General features: G+C 68.4%; 26 protein-coding genes. 17 read left to right on the top strand and 9 right to left on the bottom strand.

What is annotated here, in order from left to right; genetic code table 11:
* Nucleotides 1-129: 129 nt before the first annotated feature.
* The 7 genes from rpsF (at nt 130) to AC07OQ_RS13865 (ending at nt 6,417) form a co-directional block, all read left to right on the top strand.
* A complete protein-coding gene (rpsF, locus tag AC07OQ_RS13895) occupies nt 130-486 on the top strand; it encodes a 30S ribosomal protein S6 (protein WP_495053716.1) in 357 nt (118 codons plus the stop codon).
* 21 nt (nt 487-507) lie between these two features.
* Nucleotides 508-828, top strand: a complete 321-nt coding sequence (gene priB, locus AC07OQ_RS13890) for a primosomal replication protein N (protein ID WP_495053715.1) — start codon at nt 508-510, stop codon at nt 826-828.
* A gap of 17 nt (nt 829-845) precedes the next feature.
* Entirely contained in the window at nt 846-1,136 is a 291-nt protein-coding gene (gene rpsR, locus AC07OQ_RS13885; protein WP_495053714.1) for a 30S ribosomal protein S18, read from the top strand.
* Between the two features lie 13 nt (nt 1,137-1,149).
* Nucleotides 1,150-1,602 carry a 50S ribosomal protein L9 gene (rplI, locus tag AC07OQ_RS13880; protein WP_495053713.1) on the top strand — a complete coding sequence of 151 codons (453 nt, stop codon included), beginning with the start codon at nt 1,150-1,152 and terminating at the stop codon, nt 1,600-1,602.
* Nucleotides 1,603-1,776: 174 nt separating this feature from the next.
* Nucleotides 1,777-3,204 carry a replicative DNA helicase gene (gene dnaB, locus AC07OQ_RS13875; protein ID WP_495053712.1) on the top strand — a complete coding sequence of 476 codons (1,428 nt, stop codon included), beginning with the start codon at nt 1,777-1,779 and terminating at the stop codon, nt 3,202-3,204.
* A gap of 54 nt (nt 3,205-3,258) precedes the next feature.
* A complete protein-coding gene (locus tag AC07OQ_RS13870) occupies nt 3,259-5,238 on the top strand; it encodes a UvrD-helicase domain-containing protein (protein ID WP_495053711.1) in 1,980 nt (659 codons plus the stop codon).
* Between the two features lie 42 nt (nt 5,239-5,280).
* Nucleotides 5,281-6,417, top strand: coding sequence for a PA0069 family radical SAM protein (locus AC07OQ_RS13865; protein WP_495053710.1), 1,137 nt, complete (start codon nt 5,281-5,283; stop codon nt 6,415-6,417).
* A gap of 51 nt (nt 6,418-6,468) precedes the next feature.
* Here AC07OQ_RS13865 and AC07OQ_RS13860 read toward each other — a convergent pair whose 3' ends face one another.
* A complete protein-coding gene (locus AC07OQ_RS13860) occupies nt 6,469-8,130 on the bottom strand; it encodes a phosphoethanolamine transferase (protein ID WP_495053709.1) in 1,662 nt (553 codons plus the stop codon).
* A 313-nt stretch (nt 8,131-8,443) separates the two neighbouring features.
* On the opposite strand from AC07OQ_RS13860, the gene AC07OQ_RS13855 reads away from it, so the two are divergent.
* Complete coding sequence (locus AC07OQ_RS13855; protein WP_495053708.1) at nt 8,444-8,944, top strand: hypothetical protein; 501 nt, start codon at nt 8,444-8,446, stop codon at nt 8,942-8,944.
* A gap of 157 nt (nt 8,945-9,101) precedes the next feature.
* Complete coding sequence (locus tag AC07OQ_RS13850; RefSeq protein ID WP_495053707.1) at nt 9,102-9,455, top strand: PaaI family thioesterase; 354 nt, start codon at nt 9,102-9,104, stop codon at nt 9,453-9,455.
* Between the two features lie 127 nt (nt 9,456-9,582).
* Here AC07OQ_RS13850 and AC07OQ_RS13845 read toward each other — a convergent pair whose 3' ends face one another.
* The 3 genes from AC07OQ_RS13845 to AC07OQ_RS13835 are packed head-to-tail and all read right to left on the bottom strand — an operon-like array spanning nt 9,583 to nt 12,244.
* Entirely contained in the window at nt 9,583-10,410 is an 828-nt protein-coding gene (locus tag AC07OQ_RS13845) for an ABC transporter permease (protein ID WP_495053706.1), read from the bottom strand.
* Nucleotides 10,411-10,413: 3 nt separating this feature from the next.
* On the bottom strand, nt 10,414-11,229 hold the full coding sequence (locus tag AC07OQ_RS13840; protein WP_495053705.1) for an ABC transporter ATP-binding protein: 816 nt from the start codon (nt 11,227-11,229) through the stop codon (nt 10,414-10,416).
* Entirely contained in the window at nt 11,213-12,244 is a 1,032-nt protein-coding gene (locus tag AC07OQ_RS13835) for an ABC transporter substrate-binding protein (RefSeq protein ID WP_495053704.1), read from the bottom strand. The genes AC07OQ_RS13840 and AC07OQ_RS13835 overlap by 17 nt, the downstream gene beginning before the upstream one ends.
* A 199-nt stretch (nt 12,245-12,443) precedes the next feature.
* On the opposite strand from AC07OQ_RS13835, the gene AC07OQ_RS13830 reads away from it, so the two are divergent.
* The 7 genes from AC07OQ_RS13830 (at nt 12,444) to AC07OQ_RS13800 (ending at nt 16,849) form a co-directional block, all read left to right on the top strand.
* Entirely contained in the window at nt 12,444-12,812 is a 369-nt protein-coding gene (locus tag AC07OQ_RS13830; protein ID WP_495053703.1) for a hypothetical protein, read from the top strand.
* Nucleotides 12,813-12,991: 179 nt separating this feature from the next.
* On the top strand, nt 12,992-13,837 hold the full coding sequence (locus AC07OQ_RS13825; protein WP_495053702.1) for an extracellular catalytic domain type 1 short-chain-length polyhydroxyalkanoate depolymerase: 846 nt from the start codon (nt 12,992-12,994) through the stop codon (nt 13,835-13,837).
* Between the two features lie 189 nt (nt 13,838-14,026).
* Nucleotides 14,027-14,560 (top strand): pyridoxamine 5'-phosphate oxidase family protein, encoded by a 534-nt coding sequence (locus AC07OQ_RS13820; RefSeq protein WP_495053701.1) that lies wholly within the window; start codon nt 14,027-14,029, stop codon nt 14,558-14,560.
* Nucleotides 14,561-14,654: 94 nt separating this feature from the next.
* A complete protein-coding gene (locus AC07OQ_RS13815) occupies nt 14,655-14,813 on the top strand; it encodes a DUF3309 family protein (RefSeq protein ID WP_495053700.1) in 159 nt (52 codons plus the stop codon).
* A gap of 31 nt (nt 14,814-14,844) precedes the next feature.
* Complete coding sequence (locus tag AC07OQ_RS13810) at nt 14,845-15,666, top strand: beta/gamma crystallin-related protein (RefSeq protein WP_495053699.1); 822 nt, start codon at nt 14,845-14,847, stop codon at nt 15,664-15,666.
* A 30-nt stretch (nt 15,667-15,696) separates the two neighbouring features.
* Nucleotides 15,697-16,254, top strand: a complete 558-nt coding sequence (locus AC07OQ_RS13805) for a hypothetical protein (RefSeq protein WP_495053698.1) — start codon at nt 15,697-15,699, stop codon at nt 16,252-16,254.
* A gap of 229 nt (nt 16,255-16,483) precedes the next feature.
* On the top strand, nt 16,484-16,849 hold the full coding sequence (locus AC07OQ_RS13800) for a translation initiation factor Sui1 (protein ID WP_495053697.1): 366 nt from the start codon (nt 16,484-16,486) through the stop codon (nt 16,847-16,849).
* A gap of 148 nt (nt 16,850-16,997) precedes the next feature.
* On the opposite strand, the gene AC07OQ_RS13795 is transcribed toward AC07OQ_RS13800, so the two are convergent.
* Nucleotides 16,998-17,981: an alpha/beta fold hydrolase gene (locus tag AC07OQ_RS13795; protein ID WP_495053775.1), complete on the bottom strand. Its 984-nt coding sequence runs from the start codon at nt 17,979-17,981 to the stop codon at nt 16,998-17,000.
* Between the two features lie 50 nt (nt 17,982-18,031).
* Complete coding sequence (locus AC07OQ_RS13790; protein ID WP_495053696.1) at nt 18,032-18,184, bottom strand: hypothetical protein; 153 nt, start codon at nt 18,182-18,184, stop codon at nt 18,032-18,034.
* Nucleotides 18,185-18,534: 350 nt separating this feature from the next.
* Here AC07OQ_RS13790 and AC07OQ_RS13785 point away from each other — a divergent pair, with 350 nt between their 5' ends.
* A complete protein-coding gene (locus tag AC07OQ_RS13785) occupies nt 18,535-19,971 on the top strand; it encodes a catalase (protein WP_495053695.1) in 1,437 nt (478 codons plus the stop codon).
* 75 nt (nt 19,972-20,046) lie between these two features.
* Here AC07OQ_RS13785 and AC07OQ_RS13780 read toward each other — a convergent pair whose 3' ends face one another.
* The 3 genes from AC07OQ_RS13780 to AC07OQ_RS13770 form a co-directional block, all read right to left on the bottom strand.
* Entirely contained in the window at nt 20,047-20,556 is a 510-nt protein-coding gene (locus AC07OQ_RS13780; RefSeq protein WP_495053694.1) for a hypothetical protein, read from the bottom strand.
* On the bottom strand, nt 20,556-21,035 hold the full coding sequence (locus AC07OQ_RS13775; RefSeq protein ID WP_495053693.1) for a carboxymuconolactone decarboxylase family protein: 480 nt from the start codon (nt 21,033-21,035) through the stop codon (nt 20,556-20,558). Before AC07OQ_RS13775 ends, AC07OQ_RS13780 begins: the two co-directional genes overlap by 1 nt.
* 567 nt (nt 21,036-21,602) lie before the next feature.
* Nucleotides 21,603-24,326 carry an ATP-binding protein gene (locus tag AC07OQ_RS13770; protein ID WP_495053692.1) on the bottom strand — a complete coding sequence of 908 codons (2,724 nt, stop codon included), beginning with the start codon at nt 24,324-24,326 and terminating at the stop codon, nt 21,603-21,605.
* Nucleotides 24,327-24,468 lie beyond the last annotated feature (142 nt).

Genomic DNA, 24,468 nt, shown 5'->3' with positions numbered 1-24,468 from the left:
GGCTTCTTGCCCAAAGGGCGACATCGCGCTACAATCGCGGGCTTTCCCTTGCCGTACCCATGACTTTGACGCTGTGGGGCGGCTTCCCGGGCCCGGATGTTCCCGGCCTGGAATCCACAAGGAGTGTTTATGCGTCACTATGAGATCGTTCTGCTGATCCATCCGGATCAAAGCGAACAGGTTCCGGCCATGCTGGAACGCTACAAGGGCCTGATCACCGCTGGCGGTGGCATGGTGCATCGCGTCGAGGACTGGGGCCGCCGCCAACTGGCCTATCTGATCCAGAAGCTGGCCAAGGCCCATTACCTGTGCCTGAACATCGAGTGCAGCAAGGAAGTGCTGGCTGAGCTCGAGACCGGTTTCCGCTTCAACGACGCCGTGCTGCGCCACATGACCGTGGTGAAGAGCAAGGCCGAGACCACGCCTTCGGTGATGATGAAGGCCGTGGAGCGCGAAGAGGCCCGCAAGGCGCCTCAAGAAGCCTAAAGAGCTGGTGTTGCTCGCGCAGTGAACCGCCTTGTTCTGCAAGCGCAACTGCTCGAGCTGGGACTGATCAGATACACACCCGCCGGCCAGACTGCCCTGGACTTCAGCTTGAAGCATGAGTCCCAGGTGACGGAAGCCGGCAGGCCCCGCAAGGTCTCGATGGAGATCCGGGCGGTGGCGATCGGTGAGATCTGCAAGCGCGTTCAGGCGCTTGGCGTCGGAGGTTCGGCCTGTTTCACGGGCTTTCTCGCCGCCATGCGCAACGGTCGTGGAACGATCTTCCACATTACCGAACTGGAAGCCAGCCTCGGCCCCGCACCGAATTGTTCGAATCCGGATTGAATTGAAAGAGGTCTACTATGCCCCCGCCACGTGGTAAAGGTCGGTTCTCCAAGGACCGCAAGCCCAAGCGCAACCAACAATCGCTGCTGTTCCGCCGCAAGCGTTTCTGCCGCTTCACCGTCACTGGCGTCGAGTCCATCGACTACAAGGACATCGACACGCTGCGCGATTTCGTCGGCGAAAACGGCAAGATCACGCCCGCTCGCCTGACCGGCACGCGCGCCTTCTTCCAGCGCCAGCTGACCGTCGCCATCAAGCGTGCCCGCTTCCTGGCCATGCTGCCGTACAGCGACCAGCACAAGGTCTGAGGAGTCACCCGTCATGCAAATCATCCTGCTTGAAAAAGTGGCCAACCTCGGCAACCTGGGCGACGTCGTCAAGGTCAAGGACGGCTATGCACGCAACTTCCTGATCCCGACCCGCCAGGCACGTCGTGCCACCGCGGCCGCGATCAAGGAATTCGAAGCCAAGCGCGCCGAACTGGAAAAGGCCGCCGCCGAGAAGCTGGCAGCCGCCACGGCCCTGGGCGAGAGCCTGAGCGGCAAGACCGTGCGCGTCAGCCAGAAGGCTGGCGTGGACGGCCGTCTGTTCGGTTCGGTCACCAACGCCGACATCGCCGAAGCCCTGGGCAAGCTGGGCTTCGCCGTGGCCAAGGCTCAGGTCCGCATGCCGAACGGCCCGCTGAAGACCGTGGGCGAGTTCGCCGTGAACGTGGCTCCGCACACCGATGTGGTCGCCGAAGTGACCGTGCAAGTGGTCGCCGAAGCGGAATAAGCGTCACCCCCTATGGCGCTGCGGCCTTCGGGCTGCAACGATCAAGAAAGCCGATGACTCTCCAGTCGTCGGCTTTTTGTCTTCTGGGCTGCGACTTATACAGCTGTAACCCCAGACCGTGAACATCTTGCCCACAGCCTTGTCCACAGGGCCATGGGCCCGAAGCCCGCTGTCATGTCTGCCATCTTCTCTGCCTCGCCCGCCGGTCCGTCCGGCTCCCACGACGATGAAGTCGCCCGTCTGCGCGTGCCCCCGCATTCGGTCGAGGCCGAGCAGAGCGTGCTGGGCGGCCTGTTGATCGACAACAGCGCCTGGGACCGGGCCGGCGACCTGCTGACGGAGACGGACTTCTACCGTTTCGAGCACAAGCTGATCTTTGCTGCCGTCGGCAAGCTGATCAACGCCGGCAAGCCGGCGGACGTGGTGACGGTGTTCGAGGAACTGACCTCGCTTGGCAAGGCCGCGGACTGCGGCGGGCTGGCTTATCTGAACGCGCTGGCGCAGAGCGTGCCCAGCGCCGGCAATCTGCGGCGCTATGCCGAGATCGTGCGCGAGCGCGCGGTGCTGCGCAAGCTGGTCAGCGCCAGCGACGAGATCGCCAGCGCGGCGATGAACCCCCAGGGCCGGGCGGTCAAGGAGATCGTCGACGAGGCCGAGGGCAAGATCTTCCGCATCAACGAGGAAGGCAACAAGGGCAGCCAGGGTTTCCAGAGCATGGACAACCTGGTGGTCGCGCTGATCGACCGTGTCAACGAGTTGGCCGAAAACGGCGCGGAAGACGTGACCGGCGTGCGCACCGGCTTCTACGACCTCGACAACATGACCGCCGGCCTGCAACCCGGCGACCTGATCGTGCTGGCCGCGCGCCCCTCGATGGGCAAGACCGCCTTCGTGGTCAATATCGGCGAGAACGTGGCCATCAACGAAGGCCTGCCCGTCGTCATCTACTCGATGGAAATGGGCGCGGCGCAGCTGGCGCTGCGCATGGTCGGCTCGGTCGGCCGCATCGACCAGAGTCGTCTGCGCCTGGGCCGCCTGGCCGACGACGAATGGGGGCGCCTGTCCGAGGCCGTCGACAAGCTCGGCAAGGCCCATATCTACATCGACGAGAGCCCGGGCCTGAGCCCGTCCGAGGTGCGCGCGCGCGCGCGCCGCCAGGCCCGCATCAGCGGCCAGCTGGGCCTGATCATCATCGACTACCTGCAGCTGATGAGCGGCAACGGCGGCAACGAGGAAAACCGCGCCACCGTGATCGGCGAAATCTCGCGCGGCCTGAAGGCGCTGGCCAAGGAGCTGAAATGCCCGGTGATCGCGCTCTCGCAGCTGAACCGCTCGGTGGAAACGCGGCCCGACAAGCGCCCGATGATGTCCGACCTGCGCGAATCGGGCGCCATCGAGCAGGATGCCGACATCATCATGTTCATCTACCGCGACGAGTACTACACCAAGGACCAGTGCCAGGAGCCGGGTGTCGCGGAGATCATCATCGCCAAGCAGCGTAACGGCCCGGTGGGCACGGTGAAGCTGGCCTTCCAGCGCATGCATACCAAGTTCGAGAACCTGGCGCCGGGCTATGTAGGCCCCGGCCGCGACGAGTATTGAGCGCCCACGGCCCTTCGCTGCCGTCCCATGTGCTCGGCACAATGCATCGCGGCCATGGCTTCTGATCCGATGAGCGACCCGATCTTTCTCCCGGCGGGCCTCACGCCCACGGACGAGCAGCGCCTGATCCAGGCGACGCGCGCCCGGCACCTGCTGATCGAGGCCAATGCCGGCGCGGCCAAGACGACCACGCTGGCGCTGCGCATCGCGCAGGCGCTGATGCGCGGCGCGGGGCCGTCGATGATCCTGGCGCTGACCTACACGGCGCCGGCCGTCCAGGCCTTGCGCCAGCAGCTGAGCCTGATCGGCGTGTCGGCGGACTTGATCGCCGGGATCCGCATCCATACCTTTGAGTCTTTCGGTGCGTCGCTGCTGGAGGGTCTGGAGGGGCAGGGAACGCTGCAACTGCCCAGCCAGGAGCAGGTCAAGCCCTATGTGCTGCGCGCGATCGAGCGCACCCAATCCCTGCCTCAGGAGCGCTACCCCGACGAGCTGGTGACGGGCGGCTCGCCGAGCGCCCTGGTCGAGGGCCTGCTCAAGTCCTTTGCCCTGCTCAAGGGGCGGATGCTGATCGAGCAATGGTCTGCCGAGAGCCCGATGAGCCCGATGAGTCCGGAGTTGGCCGAGGAACTCGGCTTCGACTACCTGACCCTGCGCGTGCGCGCCGCCTACGAGTTCATTCGTCGCGGGGGGTACCCGGATCGGCCGGCCTTCCGTTTCGAGGGCGATGCCACCTATGACCTGGCCCGGGCCGTGATGCTGGACGAGCTTGGCGCCGGGGAGTCGCCCTTTGAGCTGGGCCTGGCCCTGATCGTCGTGGACGAGATGCACGACACCAACCGGGCCATGTTCACCCTCCTCAAGGCCCTGCTCGAGCACAACCGGCGCGCCGCCTTCGTCGGCGTGGGCGATCGCGATCAGGTGATCCACTCGCAGGCGGGCGCCGAGGCCGCCTTCATGCAGGAGCATTTCGTCCGGGAGATCGGCCGGCCCACGCGCCTGCCGCTGACGGCCAGCCATCGTTTCGGCCCGGCCCTGGCGCAGGCGGTCGGCGCGCTGGCCCGCAAGCCCTATGCGGCCTTCCGGCATCACGAGACGGAGATCCGGGCGCTGCCCTGCGAGTCACATCGGGTGATGGCGCGCATGATCGCCCTGATCGGGCGCGATCACCTGGCGCAGTCCCGGCATGAGGAGCTGCGCATCCTGCTGCGCCAGCCGGCGCATTCGATCCTGATCGAGCGTGAGCTGCTGAAGCTGGGCATCGGCTATGCCGTCGAGGGCTTCCAGCCCTTCCTGCGGCGCCGCGAGGTGCTGCTGGTGCGCGGCCTGCAGGCCTTCTGCATCGACGACTTCACGGGCTTCGCCAGTAAGGCGCTGCGTGCGCAAACGCTGGAGGCCATGATGCTCTTTGCCGGCGCCCTGATCGACAGCGCCGAGCTGCGCCATGTCGACGCCGTGACCGCGCAGCGGCATGCCATCGAGGACGCGTCGATGCATCCGGATGGCATGCGCGACTTCATCGCAGGCCAGGTCCTGCGCAATGCAGCGGCGCCGGCGCGCGCCAGCTTGCAGGCGGCCATGGCCGTGCTCAAGACGCGTGATCTGCAGGCCTTCGGTCGGGACTTTGTGACGGCGCTCGATCCGCTGGGACTGGCCGGTGCCGTCCTGGTGCGCCAGGAGGACATCCATCAGGTGCGCGACAACATCGCGCAGCTGGTGCAGTTGGTGCTTGGCGAGGACGAGAGCCTGGACGGCGTCTTCCAGCTCCTGCATGCGCTGGAGCAGGCTCAGTCCCGCCTGCGGGCGACGCAGCGCCTGACGCTGTCCAGCATCGAGGCCGCGAAGGGCCTGGAGTTCGACCATGTGCTCATCCCCCATCTCTCCCGCGGCGAGTTCGTCGGGGAGGGGAGTGCCGCGGAGAGCCGCAATCTCCTTTATGTGGCCATGACCCGCGCCCGGCAATGCCTGACCCTGGCCTTCAATCCCGCGGCACCGTCGCGTTTCCTGCTGGATGCGGGCATCCCCCTGAGCTGAAGCCGGCTGGTAATTTGGCTGAATACTGTATAAATTCACAGTATGCCATTCGATCCCAGTACCAAGCGCAAGCCTGCCCTGGCCCAGCCGCTCTATGTGAAACCCGAGGCCTTGAAGGGCCGTGGCAGCGCCTGGGCGATCGCGCATCGCTACCAAAGCGAGCTGCGCGAGCAGTACGACGACGGCTGGGGTTCGCTGGACCAGGAGGCGCACGAGGAGCACCTGCCGCCCGAGACCGAGATCATCGAGGAGCGCGCGCAGAACATCATCTCCAGCAACCAGTCACCGGACATCAGCTTCGACCGCTCGATCAATCCCTACCGGGGTTGCGAGCATGGCTGCATCTACTGCTTTGCCCGGCCGACGCACAGCTACCTGAACCTCTCGCCGGGTCTGGACTTCGAGACCAAGATCATTGCCAAGGTCAACGCGGCCGAGCGGCTGCGCGCCACGCTGGCGGGGCGCCACTACAAGCCGCTGTCCCTGGTGATCGGCACGGCCACCGATGCCTACCAGCCGGTAGAGCGGCGCCTGCGCATCACGCGCGGCATCGTCGAGGTGCTGGCGGCCTGCGCGCATCCCTTCTCGCTGGTGACCAAGTCCTCCGGCGTCGAGCGTGACCTGGACCTGCTCGCGCCGATGGCGGCGCGCGGCCTGGTCTCGGTCTATCTGTCGATCACGACGCTGGATCCGGAACTGGCGCGCCTGATGGAGCCGCGCGCCGCCGCGCCGCACCGGCGCCTGCGCACCATCAAGACCCTGGCCGAGGCCGGCGTGCCGGTGGGCGTCAGCGTGTCGCCGCTGATCCCCTTCCTGAACGAGCCGGAACTGGAGCGCGTGCTGGAGGCCGCGGCCGAGGCCGGCGCCAGCAGCGCCTTCAGCATCCCGCTGCGCCTGCCCTGGGAGGTGAATCCGCTGTTCCAGGACTGGCTGCAGCAGCACTTCCCCGAGCGCGCCGCGCGCGTGATGGCGCGGCTGCGCGACATGCGCGGCGGCCGCGACAACGACGCCCGCTTCGGCACCCGCATGACGGGGGAGGGGCTGTGGGCCGAGCTGATGCAGCAGCGCCTGCGCAAGGCCTGCGAGCGCCTGGGCCTGCGGCGCGAACGCCGCAGCGTGGACCTGAGCCAGTTCCGGCCGCCGGGTGGCGCCGGCCCGGCGCAGCACGAGCTGTTCTAGCCCGCTGGCTCCTTGCGGGAGGGGGCGTGCGGTGCGTAGGGGGCGGGCGATTCAAGCCCGGCAAGGCTGGAGCAGGTCCCATTCCGGCCGGTAGAGCCGGGTGGCGACCCGGCTGTAGCCCAGCACCGTGTGGGCCAGCGCGTCGTGCGAGACCGGCTGGTCGAGCCGGCCGGCCAGGCAGCCGGGCCGCAGGCCCTGCGCCGCAGCGCTGCGCTCGGGCAGCCACAGGATCAGCGGCACATGGGTCTGCTCCCGCGGGGCCATCGCATAGGGCATGCCGTGCAGGTAGAGATTGCCCTCGCCGAGCGACTCGCCATGGTCCGACACATAGAGCAGGGCCGGGTCGTAGACGGCCTGCCGGCCGCCCAGCCAGTCGATCGCGCGGGCCAGCACGCGGTCGGTGTAGATGATCGAGTTGTCATAGGCGTTCAGCACCTGCTCGCGCGCGCATTGCTGCAGCGCGTTGCTGGTGCACTCGGGGCCGAAGGGCTTGGCACTGGCCGGCGAGCGCTTGTAGTAGGCCGGTCCATGGCTGCCCATCTGGTGCATGACCAGCACCACGCCGCGCTGCCGCTTGGCCGGGTCGAGCGCGGCCAGGCGTTGCTCCAGGCCGGCCAGCAGGGCCTCGTCCAGGCACTCGCCCTCGCTGCACAGGCCGCTCGGCAGCTCGGCCCCGCCGTCGCCGGCCTGAGCATGCGGCACGCGATCGCACAGGCCCTTGCAGCCCGACTGGTTGTCCAGCCACAGCACCGCCAGGCCGGCGCGCTGCAGCATGTCCAGCAGGTTCTCCTGCGGCTGCTTCTGCGCGGCAAAGGCCTGCTGGCCCAGCGGCGAGAACATGCAGGGCAGGGAGGCCGCGGTGCTGGTGCCGCAGGAACTCACCTCGCGAAAGCTCAGCACCTCGCGCTGCGCCAGCTGCGGGTTCGTCGCGCGTCCGTAGCCGTTGAGCGAGAAGTTGTCGGCCCGCGCCGTCTCGCCCACCACCAGCAAGAGCAGCGGCGGCTTGCCCGGACGCGGCTGCCAGTGCGCGTCCTGGCCCAGCGGCTGCACCGGCCCGGGCGTGCCGGCGCCGGGGCCGTACAGGCCGCTGCCCAGCGCATAGACCGCATTCAGCGGGTTGATCATGTAGCGCAGCGATTTGTGGTTGCGCATCGTCGACGCCAGGTCGGCAAAGGTGGCCGCCGCCAGCAGCAGCGCGAGACCCAGGCCCAGCACGAAGGCCAGCAGATTGAAGCCCGCGCGGCGCAGCAAGGGGCCCGGCGCCACCGGTCTGCGCAGCAGCCAGAGCAGCGGCAGGCCGGCCAGCAGGGCGAGGCTGGCGAGCAGAGGCAGGTTCAGCAGGTCGCGCACCTCGTGCGCGTCGGTCTGCATCACATTGCGCAGCATGCCGGCGTCCATCACGATGCCGTAGCTGCCCATGAAATGGGCCAGCGGTGCCGCCACCAGCAGCAGCACGACCAGCACCGGCTTGATGCTGCGCTGCCAGGCCAGCAGGCTCAGCAGCATGCCCAGCAGCGCGGTGACCATGCCCATGAAGGCCAGCAGGAACAGCTTGCCGCGCGGGTTGGCCAGTTCGGGCAGCTGCAGCAGGCGCTGCCACAGGGGCCAGTTGCACAGCAGGCCCAGCCAGAGCGCGCCCAGCCAGGCCAGGGTCAGCGGCGAGCGCGGGGAGGGCCGGGGGAGGCGGGCGACAAGAGCAGCAAATACGCGCATGGGCGGGGTGAAATCCGACGATGGCGCGAATTCTGGGCAGCCATGCTTTGCGATTCCTTAAGACGCGCCATGCAAGACGGGGCCGCTGTGGGCCAAGCGACGCGTCCAAGAGGTCGCAGTGGGGGCTCGCCGGAAGAGATGATTCAGCGCGCCGCGGGCACGGCGCCGAGCCTCGGGTCTGCGCCAGGCCCCATCACGAGGGAGCCGAACAGTCGGAGATTCGACTTGAGGCCTAAGATTCGCCGATCCGGGCCCCCCTCGGCCCGCTCGGTCCTTCGGACCTACCCGATTCTTAGGTCTAGGCCTTCCCAAGATGCGTTTTCTGTCCCTGCTGCTGCTCTCACTTGTCGCCATGGCGCGCGCGCAGGCGTCCGAGCCCGTCAGCTATTTCAACGTCATTCTTCTGCAGCCAAGCTCGACGCTCGAAGCGCGCGTGCCCAGCGTCGACGCCATGGCCGGCTATGTCAGGGCGGTGGAGGCGGCCACGCGCGAGGCGGTGATTGCCAGCGGGGCCAAGCAGGCCGTTGGCGGTTTTGTGGTGGTGGCCGTCCGACCCGGGCTGGAGTCGAGAGTCTGGCTCGATTTCGATGCCCTGCTGGACCTGGAACTCAGGCAGCAGATCATCGCGAGGGTCGCGGCCGTCCGACCGTTCGAGGTCCTCGGGGGACCCGTCGTGCTTGCCCTGAAGATTGCCACCTGGAACGGCAAGGAATCGAAGCGGCCGGCCCCCGCGCCTCAGGAATGGAAGAATGCAAGGCGTGCCGGCGCCTCGCCCGAGGTTGGCGAGCTTGTCGAGAGCCTCTGGAACGATTAGCTTGAGGCCCGAGTCACCGGTCGGTTCGGCGTTCGTCGACAGGCCGCGGCCTTCGACCTGGCATCGGGCCGAGGTCGTCAGCAGGAGCGACACCATGTCTCATGCAGCCGAGCTCCGAGGCCTTCTCGGCACGCAGCCTCAACCGGACTGTGCCGCCTTGACCCCCTTCGCCGTCGAGGAAGCGGACTTCGACGCGGGCCGGGTTGTCCTGCGCTTCGCGCCCCAGCCGGCCTTCAGGAATCACTTCGGCCATGTCCAGGGGGGCTTCGCGGTCGCCATGGTCGATGTCCTGATCTCGGTGACGGCCTTCGCCAAGACCAGGGCTTGGCTGCCCACGGTCGAGATCAAGAGCAGCTTTGTCGCCCCGATGAAGCTGGGGGAATGCCGCGGCGAGGCCGCGGTGGTCAAGGCCGGCAAGCAGCTTGTCTTCCTGGAGGCCAAGCTGTGGGGGGCCGACGGCCGGCTCGCCGTGCATGCGACGGCGACGGCGTCGGTGCCGCCGTCACAGTGAACGCGCGCGGCCGGCCGGATCGAGATTCCGGAGGCCGCCTATCGCCGCTCGCTATCTCACGCCCAAGGAGGGCGCCGGTGGGGCCGTCGAGGTCATGGCCGGCGGCATAGCCGCGGGCGCCCGGGGCTCAGAGCTTTTCCGTCTGCCCCTGCCTGGGCTGCCACTTCATCAGGCGATGCTCGATGCGGCCCACCGCGGCGTCCAGCGCCAGCGCGAAGGCGGTCAGCACCAGGATGCCGGCCATCACGGTATTGATGTCGAAGGCGCCCTCGGCCTGCAGGATCAGATAGCCGACGCCGCGCGAGGAGCCCAGGTACTCGCCCACCACCGCGCCGACGAAGGCCAGACCCACGCTGGTGTGCAGCGAACTGAACACCCAGCTGGTGGCGCTGGGCAGGTAGACATGGCGCAGCAGCTGGCGCTGGCTGGCGCCCAGCATGCGGGCGTTCGCCAGCACCACCGGGCTGACCTCCTTGACGCCCTGGTAGACGTTGAAGAACACGATGAAGAACACCAGGGTCACGCCCAGGGCGACCTTGCTGGCGATGCCCAGGCCGAACCAGACCGCGAAGATCGGCGCCAGGATCACGCGCGGCATCGAGTTCAGCGCCTTGATATAGGGATCGCAGATGGCCGCGGCCAGCGGCGACAGGCCCAGCCAGAGCCCGCCGCCCAGGCCCAGCGCGGTGCCGATCGCGAAGGCCAGCGCGGTTTCCAGCAGGGTCACCCAGAGGTGCTCGTAGATGTCGGCATTGGCGAAGAACCAGTTCCAGATGCGGCCGAAGATCTTGAGCGGCTCGCCGAAGAAGAATGCGGCCTGCTGCTCGTTCTCGAACATCAGCGGCGGGAGCAGGCCGGGCTTGGTCAGCAGATGCCAGACGCCGAACACCGCCAGCAGCAGGGTGAGTTGCCAGACGCGCAGATTGCCGGGGCGAGGTTTGATCAGTTTCCACATGGATCAGGCCGCCAGTTGCTGTTGATAACCCTTCAGCACCTCTTCGCGCAGCACGCTCCAGATCGCCTGGTGCAGCTCGACGAAGCGCGGCTGGTTGCGCACCTCGGCCACGTCGCGCGGGCGCGGCAGGTCGATCGCGAACTCGCCGATCGGCCGCGCCGCGGGGCCGGCGCTGAGGCAGACCACGCGGTCGCTCATCGCGATCGCCTCGTCCAGGTCGTGGGTGATGAACAGGACGGCCTTCTTCTTCGCGGCCCACAGCGCCAGCAGCTCGTTCTCCATCAGCTGGCGGGTCTGGATGTCCAGCGCCGAGAAGGGCTCGTCCATCAGGATGATGTCGGGGTCCAGCACCAGGGTCTGGGCCAGGCTGACGCGCTTGCGCATGCCGCCCGAGAGCTGATGCGGGTAGCGGTCGCCGAAGGCCCCGAGGCCCACACGGCGCAGCCAGTCCTCGGCCTGGGCCCTGGCGTCCGCCACGCCGCGGAATTCCAGCCCGGCCATCACGTTGCCCAGCGCGGTGCGCCAGGGCATCAGGCTCTCGGCCTGGAACATATAGCCGGCGCGTTGGTTGATGCCGACGAGCGGCGCGCCGAACACCGAGACCGTGCCGCTGCTCGGTTCCAGCAGCCCGGCCGCCACATTGAGCAGGGTGCTCTTGCCGCAGCCGGTGGGGCCGACCACCGAGACGAACTCGCCGGCACCCACCGTCAGCGCCACCTCGCGCACCGCGGTGTAGCGCTGGCCGGGATCGTCCTTGGCGACAAAGGTGCAGCTGATGTCGCTCAGCGCGAGCGCCGGTGCCTCAGCGGTATTTGGCATTCGCTTGGCGGACGAAGTCGTTGGTGTAGACCGCCTTCAGGTCGATATTGCCGGCTGCGGCGATCTCCTTGTCCACGCTGGCCAGCGCACGGCGCGCGGTCTCGGCGCCGGCCTCGGGGATCAGGCCGTCCGGCGACAGCGCTCCCTTGGCGGCCAGGAAGGCGTCCACATAGACCGCGCGATCGCCCAGCAGATAGCTCTCCGGCACGGCCTTGATGATGTCGCTCGGGCCGGCCTGCTGGATCCACTTGTTCGCCCGCACGATCGCGTTCGTCACCGCCTGCACCGTGGCCGGGTGCTTGTCGATGAAGCTCTGCGCGGTGTAGAGGCAGCCGGCCGGCATCGGCCCGCCGAACACCTTGTCGGCCTCGGCCACGACGCGGGTGTCGGAGACGATCTTCAGGTCGCCCGAACGGGCCAGCAAGGTGATCACCGGGTCCAGATTGCTGATCGCGTCGATCTGGCCGGCGCGCATCGCCGCCACCGCGCCGCTGCCCGCGCCCACGCCGATGATGGACACGTCGCCGGGCTTGAGCCCGGCCTTGGCCAGCACGAAATTGGCCAGCACATTGGTGGACGAGCCCGGCGCCGTCACGCCCAGCTTCTTGCCCTTCAGCTCGGCCACGCTCTTGAAGTTGGGCATCGTCTTGGGGTTCACGCCCAGCACGATCTGCGGCGCGCGGCCCTGCAGCGCGAAGGCGCGCAGGCGCTGGCCCTTGGTCTGCATATTGATCGTGTGCTCGAAGGCGCCGGAGACGATGTCGGCGCTGCCGCCGACCAGGGCCTGCAGCGCGCGCGAGCCGCCGGCGAAATCGGCGATCGTCACGTCCAGCCCCTCGGCCTTGAAATAGCCCTGGGTCTCGGCGATCGTCAGCGGCAGGTAATAGAGCAGATTCTTGCCGCCCACCGCGATCGTCAGCTTGGGCTTTTCGGGCGCCTGGGCCAGGGCCAGCCGGGGCAGGGCGAGGGACAGGGGGTTGGCTGCGCCGGCCAGGAGGATCGTGCGGCGTTGCATGGGCTTGTCTCCGGTTTCTGATGCTGTTGTGGACCGAGCCGTTCGGAGCTTTGACTCTAACAGGGCCGATCCGGCGCGCCAGGGCGCCCGGCCGTGCGCTGACGTACAGACGCACACCCGGTCGGCCGACAGACTGCACGACTCAAGGAAGCTCGCGACGGCGACGCTTCACCTTTTGCTATCGAACCGAGGAGCCTCCATGCCTGACGATCCCGATACGCCCGCCCTGCAGCAGGCCATGCAGCCCTTGATCAAGCTGACTCAGGCCAATATGGAACTGCTAACCCAGTTCTCGATGTCGCCCGAAGTGATGTCGCAAACACTGGCCGATGCCAAGGACCTGGTGCGCAAGGGCCAGCAGTCTGCCGCCGAGTTGCTGCAGTCGGGCGCCTTCGCCCAGTTGATGCAGGGCGTGATGAAAAACTACAGCGAGTTCGTGCTGGAGGTCGGCCGGAACGGCATGGCGGCCGTGGCACAGGGCCAGGCCGAAATGGCGCGGCGCGTCCAGCAGGCCGGCGCCGCGGTGGCCGAGGCGGCCCCGTCTGCTTCGGCCCAGCGCCGCCGCTAGGCCGGCGTGGCGCGTTCCGGCCGCTGGGTCGGCGCGGCATGGGTCCGGGCGCTGGGACGCGGCTTCGGCGCGGCCACTCGCGGCGCCCTGCGTGCCGGCACGCAGGCGCTGCAGCACAGCCTGCGGCCCGCCGTCGCTGCGCAGCGGCCGCCGCCCGGGCGGGCGACTGGCTGGCCGGCATGGTGGCCGGCCCGGCCGGGTTGCGCCGCTTCTGGCTGTTCCGCCCCAGCGGGCTGCGGCGCAACGAGCGCCTTCCCTTGCTGGTGATGCTGCATGGCTGCGGCCAGAGCGCCAAGGACTTCGCGCTCAGCACGCGCATGAACCGGGTGGCGGCGCGCGAGCGCTTCCTGGTGCTCTATCCCCAGCAGGACCGCCTGGCCAATGCGCAGGGCTGCTGGAACTGGTTCGACACACCCTCCGGCCTGGCCTATGGCGAGGCGGCGTTGATACTGCAGGCGGTCGACCAGGTCTGCCTGCTGTATCCGGCCGATCGCGAGCGCGTGGCGGTGGCGGGCCTGTCCTCGGGTGCCAGCATGGCGGCCCTGCTGGCGTCACGCCATCCGCAGCGCTTCAAGGCGGTGGTGATGCATTCCGGCATCCCGCCCGGTACGGCGCACTCCACGCTCACGGCCTTCGGCGCCATGCATGGCCGCGGCCATACCCGGCCGCTGGCCGCCACCAGCCCGGTGCAAGCCCTGACCCCGGGCTGGCCGCCGCTGCTGGTGATACAGGGAGGCGCCGACACCGTGGTGTCGGCCCGCAACGGCCATGCGGCCGTGCAGCAATGGGCCGCGGCGGCAGGCGCGCGAGCCGGCCGGGAGCGGCGGATCCAGCGCGGCCGGCGCTATCCGATGCAGGTGACCGAATTCAAGCATCGCCGGGCCATGGTGGCCACCCTGGTCGAGGTGGCAGGCCTGGGCCATGCCTGGAGCGGCGGGGCCGCCGGCCGCCCATTCAGCGATGGTCGCGGGCCCGATGCCTCGCGCATGGTCTGGGCCTTTGCGGCCCGTCAGTTCGCTGGCTGAGACCGCCTCTTCGGCCTTCGACCGTTCATCGGGGGCATGCCCGTTCGGCCGCAAAACGGGGCCTGGCACAGCTCGACCGGGCGGGCCGGCGCCTGGAAACTGGTCGGTGCGCTATCGCACCGACCCGGCGACGCAGCCTCCCTACGCTGTGAATCGGCGACCCTGCCCGGCCCAACGAAAGATCGGCCCATGAAGATCCAACCTCAACACAGCCCGGACCTGATCCTGCTGGCACAGCTCGTCAAGGACATGCCTGTGGCCATGCTGGCCGGGGTGGACGCACGGGGGCAACTGCTGAGCCAGCCGATGACGCCGCTGGAGATGGATGCACTGGGCTCTTTGTGGTTCTTTGCCGACCTGCAATCGGACAAGCTGTCCCGCCTGCAGGCGATGAACCTGAGTTTCTGCGACACCGCGCATGCGACCTATGTCTCGCTGTCGGGCCGTGGCGAAGTGGTGATGGACCGCGAACGCATCAAGCGCCTGTGGTCGCCGCTGTCCCGGCCCTGGTTCCCCGACGGGCCTGGCAGCCGCAACCTGGCCTTGCTGAAGTTCATGCCCGATACCGCCGAGTACTGGGACGCCCCCGCCAGCCGCGTGCGGCGCATGCTGACCCTGGCCGTGTCGGCGGTGGTCGGCAAACCCTTGGGCCAGGGCTCGCATGAAAGCCTGAGCCTGCTCACCGGGCGACAGTCCGCGGCGTCCATCCAGGAGTCCGCATGAACGACAACATCAGCCGCTTCCTGCCCACGAGTGCCGGTGGCGGCGTCCGCGCCGGCCAGTTCCATCTACTCACTGATCCCTTGAGGAGCCTGCCATGAGCCTGTCGATGATTTTGCTGATTGTGCTGATCCTGCTGCTGGTTGGTGCCATGCCGACCTGGGCCCACAGCCGCAGCTGGGGCTATGTGCCCAGCGGCGGCCTGGGCCTGTTGCTGCTGGTGCTGATTGTGCTGATGCTGATGGGGCGGCTCTAAGGCCGACGATCGGCGACTACCGGAGACGAACATGAAGCTGCTGCGCTTGCACACAAGTCGCTGGCTGGGTCTGGGCGGCGTGCTGCTGGCCCTGACGGCCAGCGCCCAGGTGACCCTGTATGAACGCGAGGGCTTCGAAGGCCGCAACTGGCGCATCAGCCGATCGGTAGCGGATCTGCAGCGCTTGGGTTTCAACGACCGTGCTTCGTCCGCGGTGGTCGACAGCGGCCGTTGGGAGGCCTGCGAGCATGCCGACTTTGGCGGCCGCTGCGTGCTGCTGCGCCAGGGCCGCTATCCCTCGCTGAGCTCGGTGGGTCTGGACGAGCGCTTGTCCTCGCTGCGCCCGCTCGGCCGTGCCGCGCGGCAGGGCGAGTGGCGTGACACGCCCACCCCTGTCTATGACGCCCGGCGGCGCAACAACGAACGCCTCTACCAGGCCGAGGTCATCGGCTCGAGAGCCGTGGTGGCCACGCCCGATCAGCGTTGCTGGCTGGAGCGCGATCAGCTGCCTCCCGAGCGCCAGCGTGCCAACGTGCCGGCCGCCATCGCAGGAGCCGTGATCGGCGGCATCCTGGGCCACCAGGTGGGCGGTGGCAGCGGCCGTGATCTGGCCACGGCCGGCGGTGTGGTGGCGGGCGGCCTGATCGGCGCCCAGGTGGGCCGTGACGAACAAGAGCTGCGGGACGGCGGCGACCGCGCGGGCGTGCGGCGCTGCACCGAAAACCCGGGCCATGCCCGTACCGAGTACTGGGACGTCAGCTACCGCTTCCGCGGCCAGGAGCATCGCGTCCAGATGGACCGCCCGCCCGGCGCCACCGTGACTGTCAACCGTCAAGGCGAGCCGCGCGGCTAGATCGATTTCATCACTTTCGAGACGAACACCATGAACAAGTCACTGAGTTTTCCTCTGCACTGGGCCATCGTCGCGGGGCTGATGCTGTCGACCACGGTCCAGGCCGGGGGGCCGATGAGTCAGGGCGACTACCAGGCCGGCAAGACCCGCATCGACGCCGACTACAAGGCGCAGCGCAGCGCCTGCGATGGCCTGGCCCGCAACGACAAGGACGTCTGTGTGGTGGAGGCCAAGGGGCGTGAGAAGGTGGCCATGGCCGAGCTGGAGTATGGCTACAGCGCCAAGCCGGCGGACCAGCGCAGGCTCGGGGAGATCAGGGCCGATGCCGCCTATGCGGTGGCCAAGGAGAAATGCGATGAGCTGGCCGGCACCCGCAAGAACGTCTGCGTCGAGGAGGCCAAGGCTCAGCAGTCCAAGGCGCTGGCCGATGCCCACATGGGCCAGCAGATCGACACGGCCCGCCAGGACGCGGTCGGGGCAGGACGCGACGCCGACCATCGCGTTGCCATCGAGAAATGCGGGGGCCTGGCCGGCGATGCCAAGGCCGGCTGCCTGGCGGCCGCCGAGGCCCGCTTCGGCAAGCGCTGAGCCGCGCGCCGGGAGCCACCATGAGCACCAAGCCGCCGCCGCCCGAGCGCCCCGCGCCTTCCGCCAAGCGCCTGCGCCAGCAGCAAAGCGATTTCACCGCAGAAGGCTCGCCACCGCCCGGCAAGGTGGGGGGCGGTGCGCCGCCGTCCGGGCCTGCACCACCCCGGCCCAGGGGGACCGGAACGGCGCCGTCCTGAAGTCGGGGCCGGCATGGGGTCAAATACGGCCCATGTCCTCCGATGCCCACAGCCGACTCGTCTATTCCACCGAACTGGGCCGCACCTGTCCGGCTTGCCGCCGCCCGCTGGCGCAGTGCGTCTGCAAGCAGCTCAAGAGCAGGGCCGTGCCTGCAGGCGACGGCATCGTGCGGGTCTCGCGCGAGACCAAGGGCCGCAAGGGCAAGGGCGTCACCCTGGTCAAGGGCCTGGCGCTCGACGCGGCGGCGCTCGCCGAGCTGGCCAAGCAGCTGAAGGCCGCCTGCGGCTCCGGCGGCACGGTCAAGGACGGCGTGATCGAGGTGCAGGGCGACCATGTGGAGACCGTGATGGCGCGGCTCAGCCAGGCCGGGCACAGGGTCAAGCGCGCGGGCGGCTAGCCCGGGCCGCGCCGCGTCAGCATCATCTCCTTGCCTTGCATCCCCTCGGCCCGCCCCTGACCACCGCGGTTCGACGGCGCAATCGTCCTGATGAACGACCGCATCGCCGCAGAGTGCCGGAGCGGCCACGGGCCGCAGAGCGGCCCGGTCAGGACCGGATGAAGCTCAGCAGGTCGGCGTTGAGCTGGTCCTTGTGCGTCTCCGCCAGGCCGTGCGGCGCACCGGCGTAGACGACCAGGCGCGCGCCCTTCACCAGTTTCGCGCTCATGCGGCCGGCCACGTCGATCGGCACGATCTGGTCGTCGTCACCGTGCACCACCAGCGTGGGCACGTCGAACTTCTTCAGATCCTCGCGGAAGTCGGTCTCCGAGAATGCCTTGATCGAGTCGTGCGTCGCCTTGTGGCTGCCCTGCATGCCCTGCAGCCACCACGAATCGATCATGCCCTGCGATGCCTTCGCACCGGGCCGGTTGAAGCCGTAGAAGGGGCCGCTCGGGATGTCCTTGAACAGCTGCGCACGATTCGCGAGCAGGGCTGCGCGCGTCGAGTCGAAGGCCTCGATGGGCACGCCGTCCGGATTGGTCGGCCCCTTCACCATCAGAGGCGGCACGGCCGACACCAGCGCGACCTTGCCCACGCGCTTTGTGCCGTGGCGGCCGATGTAGCGCGTCACCTCGCCGCCGCCGGTCGAGAAGCCGACGTGCACCGCCTTGCGCAGGTCCAGCGCCTTGACCACCGCGGCCAGGTCGTCGGCGTAATGATCCATGTCGTGGCCATCCCAGGGCTGGCTCGAGCGGCCATGGCCGCGGCGGTCGTGCGCGACGACGCGAAAGCCCTGGCTGGCGAAGAAGATCATCTGCGCGTCCCAGCTGTCCGAGCTCAGCGGCCAGCCGTGGCTGAAGACGATCGGCTGGCCATCGCGCGGCCCCCAATCCTTGTAGTACAGCTGCACGCCATCCTTCGTCGTGATGTAGGGCGAGCCGCCGCGCGAGCCCTCGGCCTTCGCCGGAGCCGCCTCGGCCTGCGACATGCCCATCGACAGCGAGGCCGCGGCCAGCGCGGCGGCGCCGCCGCCGATCAGAAGTTTGCGGCGCGCCGTGCCGTCGTTCGGGTCGATTGCGTTCGTATTCATCATGTGTGGATTCCTTGTGTCACGGGATGCGCACAGCGATCTGCGGCAATTCAATGAAGGGCCGCATCTGTGTCGGCGTCGATCTTAGGAATCGCGCCCGCCGCAAACCAGCCATCCTTGGAGCGTTGGAGTGTTGCCTCGCCGGCATCAATGGCGCGCATCGATTGCGGCACAGTGATCGTGGTTCGCCGCGCAATCAGCAAGCCGGTTCCGGCGATCGTCGCGACATTGGTTCCGATCGCTCATCGCAGTGAGCGCTGCGCGCCGTCTACCGGCCGCGCGAGGCTTTCCCTAGCATGCGCTCGGCCGCAGCAAGGCCGTCGACATCGTCGATCGGGCGGTCGCAGCCACTCCCCTTCACGGCCGGCAGGAGAAGAAGAGCAATGGCAAGGATCCTCGCGACGTTCGTACTGTCGGTGTTGTCCTTCCTGATCCGGGTGGTTCTGGCCTCGCTCTGAGGCACGGACCCTCAAGAGCCCACGCCCCCTTTCCGAAATGCGCCCCGCGCAGCCGCATCGGGTCCGTCATCCCAATCATCCACATCACACACCGCATGAAAAAACTCACCCACGCCAACGGCGCGCCCGTCGCCGACAACCTCAACATCGTCACCGCCGGCCCGCGCGGCCCCGCTCTGCTGCAGGACATCTGGCTGCTCGAGAAACTCGCCCACTTCGACCGCGAGGTGATCCCCGAGCGTCGCATGCATGCCAAGGGATCCGGCGCCTTCGGCAGCTTCACCGTCACGAAGGACATCACGCGTTTCACGAAGGCGCGGCTGTTCGCCGGCATCGGCAAGCGGACCGATGTCTTCGTGCGTTTCTCCACCGTTGCGGGCGAGCGCGGCGCGGCCGACGCGGAGCGCGACATCCGGGGCTTTGCGGTGAAGTTCTACACCGCGGAAGGCAACTGGGACCTGGTCGGCAACAACACGCCGGTCTTCTTCATGCGCGACCCCTTGCGCTTCCCCGACCTGAATCACGCGGTCAAGCGCGACCCGCGCACCAATCTGCGCAGCGCGCGCAACAACTGGGATTTCTGGACGCTGCTGCCCGAAGCCATCCATCAGGTCACGATCCTGATGAGCGACCGCGGTCTGCCCGACGGCTACCGCCACATGCACGGCTTCGGCAGCCACACTTTCAGCATGATCAATGCCGACAACGAGCGGGTCTGGGTCAAATTCACCTTCAAGAGCCGGCAGGGCATCCGCAACCTGACCGACGCGCAGGCCGCCGGCCTCATCGCCGGCGACCGCGAGAGCGCGCAGCGCGATCTGTTCAACGCGATCGAGGCCGGCGACTTCCCGCGCTGGACCCTGTACATCCAGGTCATGACCGAGGATCAGGCCGAGCGCAGCCCCTTCCATCCGTTCGACCTGACCAAGGTCTGGCCGCACGGCGACTTCCCCCTGATCGAGGTCGGCGTGCTGGAGCTGAACCGCAATCCGGACAACTACTTCGCCGAGGTCGAGCAGGCGGCGTTCACGCCGGCCAATGTGGTGCCCGGCATCGGCTTCTCGCCGGACAAGATGCTGCAGGCGCGCCTGTTCAGCTATGGCGACGCGCAGCGTTACCGCCTTGGCGTCAACGCGCACCAGATTCCCGTGAACGCGCCGCGCTGCCCCTTCCATCCCTACCACCGCGACGGCGCGATGCGCGTCGACGGCAACCAGGGCCGCATGCCCGGCTATGTGCCCAACAGCTTCGGCGGCTGGCAGGACAGCCCGCAGATGTCTGAGCCGCCGCTGGCGTTGCGCGGCGAGGCCCGGCATTGGGACCACCGGGTCGATGCGGATGACTACTCGCAGCCGCGTGCCTTGTTCCAGCTGCTTTCGGCGGCGGAGCGCCAGCGCCTCTACGACAACACCGCGCGCGCCATCGCGGGCGCCGGCGCGGAGATCGGCCAGCGGCATGTCGCAAACTGCATGAGGGTCGATCCGGAATACGGCGTCGGCGTGGCGACGGCGATCGAACGCCTCGGCTCTTGATCGATGTGAATTCTGCGGCGTTCCCTCGCGGAGGAGGCGCCTCATCCATCGAGAGAAGGCTCGCCGCCGCGGCGCTCAGCCGCGGGCGATGTAGCGGTCGGCGCGCGCCGCCTCGACGATGGCCGCATCGTCGACGTCCAGCAGGTCGAGCGGCCACCAGTCGTCGAGCCAGCAGTTCGGCTGCACGAACCATTGCGCGGTCTCCCGGCCGTCGAACACGCCGTGCAGCTCCGCGAGCACACCGCGGACCGCGGGACGCAGCTCCTGCAAGCTCGCGCCGAACTGGAACATCGGTAGCAGCAGCCCCGACCGGCCGGACACATGGACGATTTCTCCATGCACGATCCACTTGGCCAGCCGCGAGATCGGCCGGTCGCAGACGCCGTGCATCCGGCGAGTCCAGTCATCGGCGGCCAGCAGGCCGCCGTTCGACCGGTACGAATGAACGAGCGCCGCCAACTGCTGTTCCTCGATGCGCCGGAACAGGTTCTCGTGCACAGACAGGTCCGGCAGTTCGGCGGCGCCGACAAGGGGGCGGCCCGCCGCGCGGGCGGAATCGAGTTCAGCCTGCGGGCGGTCGTCCATCAGTTCAGGTCGGCCTTGTCGAGGCCGAAGGCCTTGTCGTAGCTGCCGGGGACGGGGCGGAAGGCGACGTTGACGCGGTTCCAGGCATTGACCGACATGACGAGGAAGGTCAGGTCGGACAGTTCCTTCTCGGACAGTTGCGTGCGCACCCGCTCGTAGAGGTCGTCGGCCACGCCCTGCTCGGGCAGCCTGGTGAGGACTTCGGTCCAGGCCAGCGCGGCGCGCTCGCGCGGCGCGAACAGCGTCGACTCGCGCCAGGTGGCCAGGTGGTGCAGGCGCAGCGCGCGCTCGCCATGCAGGTGCGCCTGCTTGACGTGCATGTCGACGCAGAACGCGCAGCCGTTCAGCTGCGAGGCGCGGATCGAGATCAGCTCGGCGATCGAAGCCTCGATCGTGCTGCCATGCACCAGCTGGGAGAACTCGACCAGCTTCTTGAAGAGCTCCGGCGATTGCTTCATGTAATTGATACGTTCGGTCATGACGTTTCCTTCGGTGGCGATTGGGGAGGGGATGACGAGGACGGCACGGGCCGGCAATTGCGCCGCTGCCATCGGCTCGAGCAAATCGTAGGCAGGCCCTGTCGCGCGGACTAGGTCCGCGGCCTGGACCGCAGCGTTGAATCCGCGGCACCAATCGCGGCGCATGCCCGCGCCCGCATTGAATGCACCGCCCCCACATCGACTGCACATCGCTTCTCCAGCGAGCCGCCCCATGCAGGAGATCATCGGGGCTTGCTGGGCTTGTGCCTCGGCGGCCTGATGACGCTGCCGACGGCCGCGCATGCCGGACAACATTGATTTGATGGCTGGCCACCCGGTGGCGCGCTCGACGGCTACCTGGCAGTCGTCCGCTCGCCTCAAGCAAGGAAGCCAAGCAAGGAAGCATCATGACCCGGCACCTCAGCGCCGCGCAGCAGGCGTCCGAGCTGTTCAAGAAGTGCATCGAGTTCAACAATGCCGTGAAGGGCGGCTCGATCGAAGAGACGATCTGAGCGCTTCGCACCAAGCGCCGGCCGTCGCCCGCGCCGGGATGGCGTCGCGGTGGCGTCAGCGCTCCCGCGGCAGGGCCCGGAGCGCCGCCAGGCTGCGCGCGGCCCGGATTTCCCAGCCTCCTGCGCCTTGCGATCGCGCGGTCTCCAGGGCGCGGAGATAAAAGCGTTCGGCGTCGGCGAATTCGCCGCGCCGCTCCCGTCGCCAGCCCAGCGCCCGCCAGATCTCGGGCGCGCACCACAGGGCCTCGCCGCGCGCAAGCCGCTCGGTCAAGTCGTCGTCGAGCCAGTCCGGGCAGAACGTGACCAGCATCTCCTTGTGCGGCGCGCCGTAGGCGTGCAGTTCGCTCGCGATCTTGCGCACATAGGCGTCCCGGTCGGGCGCCGTCTGCAAGCGCGCGCCTTGCGCGAACCATTCGGCGTAGCGCAGCCAACCGATCAGGCCGCGCCGCAGGGCCTCTTCCCGCATCAGCTCGATCCACCGCGTCGCCAATTCGATCTCGCCCGACCACAAGGCCACGGGGCAGGCCCCGAACAGGGCGGCGCAAACGGAGACGGCGTGGCGGAGCGACTCGGCGCGCTCGACCACGCCGCGCGCCATGTCCAGGGCCGCCGCCTGCTCGCCCTGCAGCCACAGCGTGCGGCACAGGAGGCTCCGGGCCGCCGCCAGGGCGTCGGGACCGACGACATTGACCTGCGTGTGGCCGGAGATGGCGATGGCCGCCGCCCGCAGGCTGTGCTGCCGCGAGGCGGCCAGCTGGCCGCCGAAATGAAGCGCCATCGCACTGACCCGGTGCGACAGGATCAGCGCCGATGGCTCGCTCCATGACTGCGCGAACGCCTCCAGCGCCTTGGCATGATGCAGCGCGGCGGCGTAATCGCCGCGAAACAGGTCGCGCGTGCAGCTCGCCCAGCGCGCGCGCAGCTCCAGCGCCGGCACGCCCGACTTCAGCGCGCCCGACAGCGCCCGGCTGCAAACCATGTCCATCTCGTCATCGACCACGCCGGTGTGCAGCAGCGCGGTAAACAGCGAGGTGTTCAGCCACGCCACCGCCTCGTCGTCCGGATCTGGCTGCCGGTCGATCAGCCGCAGCACCACCGCGACCTGGTCGCGGTACTCCACGACCTGCGACAGGTGGAACCACAGCGGCATCGACGCGACCGCCAGCGCCGTGGCGATCTTGTGTTCCGGTTGCTGCGTGACGCAGATCTCGAGCGCAAAGCGCACGTCGTCGAGCCGGAATGCATAGCGCTCGTCCCAGGCGCGCTCGTCCAGCCCCTGAATTTCCGCGCTGGCCGCCTTCACGAGGTCGAGGATCAGCAAGGCATAGCGCCGCATCACCTCGCCGCGCTCCTCGCTGTGCGCGAGCAGCGCCGCAGCGTAGCTGCGCGTCGTGTCGAGCAGGCGGTACGGCGCGACCGCGTCCAGCCCGTCGAAGTGCACCAGCGACTTGCCGGCCAGCGTCATCAGGGCTTCCATGGCCACATCGGGGTCCATGTCTATCGCCAGTTCAAGCGCGGACTCGATGTCGAAACGCCCGCGGAACACCGAAAGACGACGGAACAGCCGCAGCTCGTCGTCGCTGAGCAGCGCCACGCTCCAGTCCAGCGCCGCAGCGAGTGTGCGGTGCCGCGGCAGCACGGACCGGCCGCCGACCGAGAAGAGCCGGATCTTGTCGTCCAGGCGCTGCGATAGGTCTGCGATCGACTGCGCGCCCAGGCGGGCGGCCACGAGCTCGATGGCCAGCGGGATGCCGTCGAGGTGACGCGAGACCCGGGCGAGCAACGGCCCCTGCGACTCATGGAAGGCGGGCGCACCGGCCGCCCGCGCCCGGCCGACGAGCAGCTCGACCGCCGGCCATCGCAGCGCCTCGTCGAGCACAAGCTGCTCTTCCTGCGGAACCGCCAGCGGCGAGAGCCTGAACACATATTCGCCCGTCAGACGCAAGGCCTCGCGGCTCGTGGCCAGGATGCGCGTGCGCGGCAGCATCGACAGCAGGCAGGAGAGCGGCTGTGCCAGCGAGTCAATGACATGCTCGCAGTTGTCGATCAGCAGCAGCACGGCGCTGCCGGCCAGCCGCTGGGTCAGCACCTGGAGCGTGTCGGGCAGGTCGGGCGCGGCCCCCAGCGCCCTCGCGATGGCGTCCAGCGCATGGTCCTTGGAGATCAGCGGCGCCAGGTCGACGAAGGCGGTCTGCACTGCCTGGCGCTGCCGCAGGCATTCGGCAGCACGGATCGCCACGCTGGTCTTACCGATGCCGCCGGGGCCCACGATCGTGACCAGCCGGTGTGTGTCGATCGCGCACAGCACGGCCTCGACGTCGTCGTCGCGGCCGACAAGCTCGGTGAGCCGCACCGGCGCTGCGGTGAACCTTGGCTCGTCCGATGGTGTGCGCAGGTTTCTTTCGCCGTCCACCGCCTCGTATCGCACGCGACCGTTGAAGCGGTAGCCCTTCAGCGGCACATTGGTGATCCATTCCTGGCAGTCGTCGCTCTGCCCGGGGTCGCCCAGCGCCTTGCGCAGCATGGAAATGTGCACCCGCACACTGGCCTCCTCGACCACGACGCCGGCCCAGACGGTGGCCAGCAACTCTTCCTTGGCGACAAACTCGCCGGCGCGTCGGACCAGTTGCACCAGCAGATCGAAGGAGCGGGGCCCGATACGGGCCGGTTTCCCGAACTGCTCCAGCCGCCGGGCCGTCTCCGACAGCACGAAGCTGCCGAAATGCCAGCGCACTTCGGCGGCGGGCGGTGTGATCGGCGAATCTGGTGGCGGCAACATGGGGGATCCAGCGGGAAGCGCCCCGATGACGTGGCTGGAGTGAACGGCGAGCAGCGCGTTACCTCAAATTGTGGAAGGGGGGGGCGATTGTGTCAAAAAGTGCGATATGCGCATGTCAAATGGGATTTACGGGCTTTGACGA

This window comes from Roseateles sp. GW821-FHT09B06, from assembly GCF_059418245.1.
The sequence above is the reverse complement of the archived record's forward strand: the minus strand, read 5'-3'. Positions and strand labels throughout refer to the sequence as shown.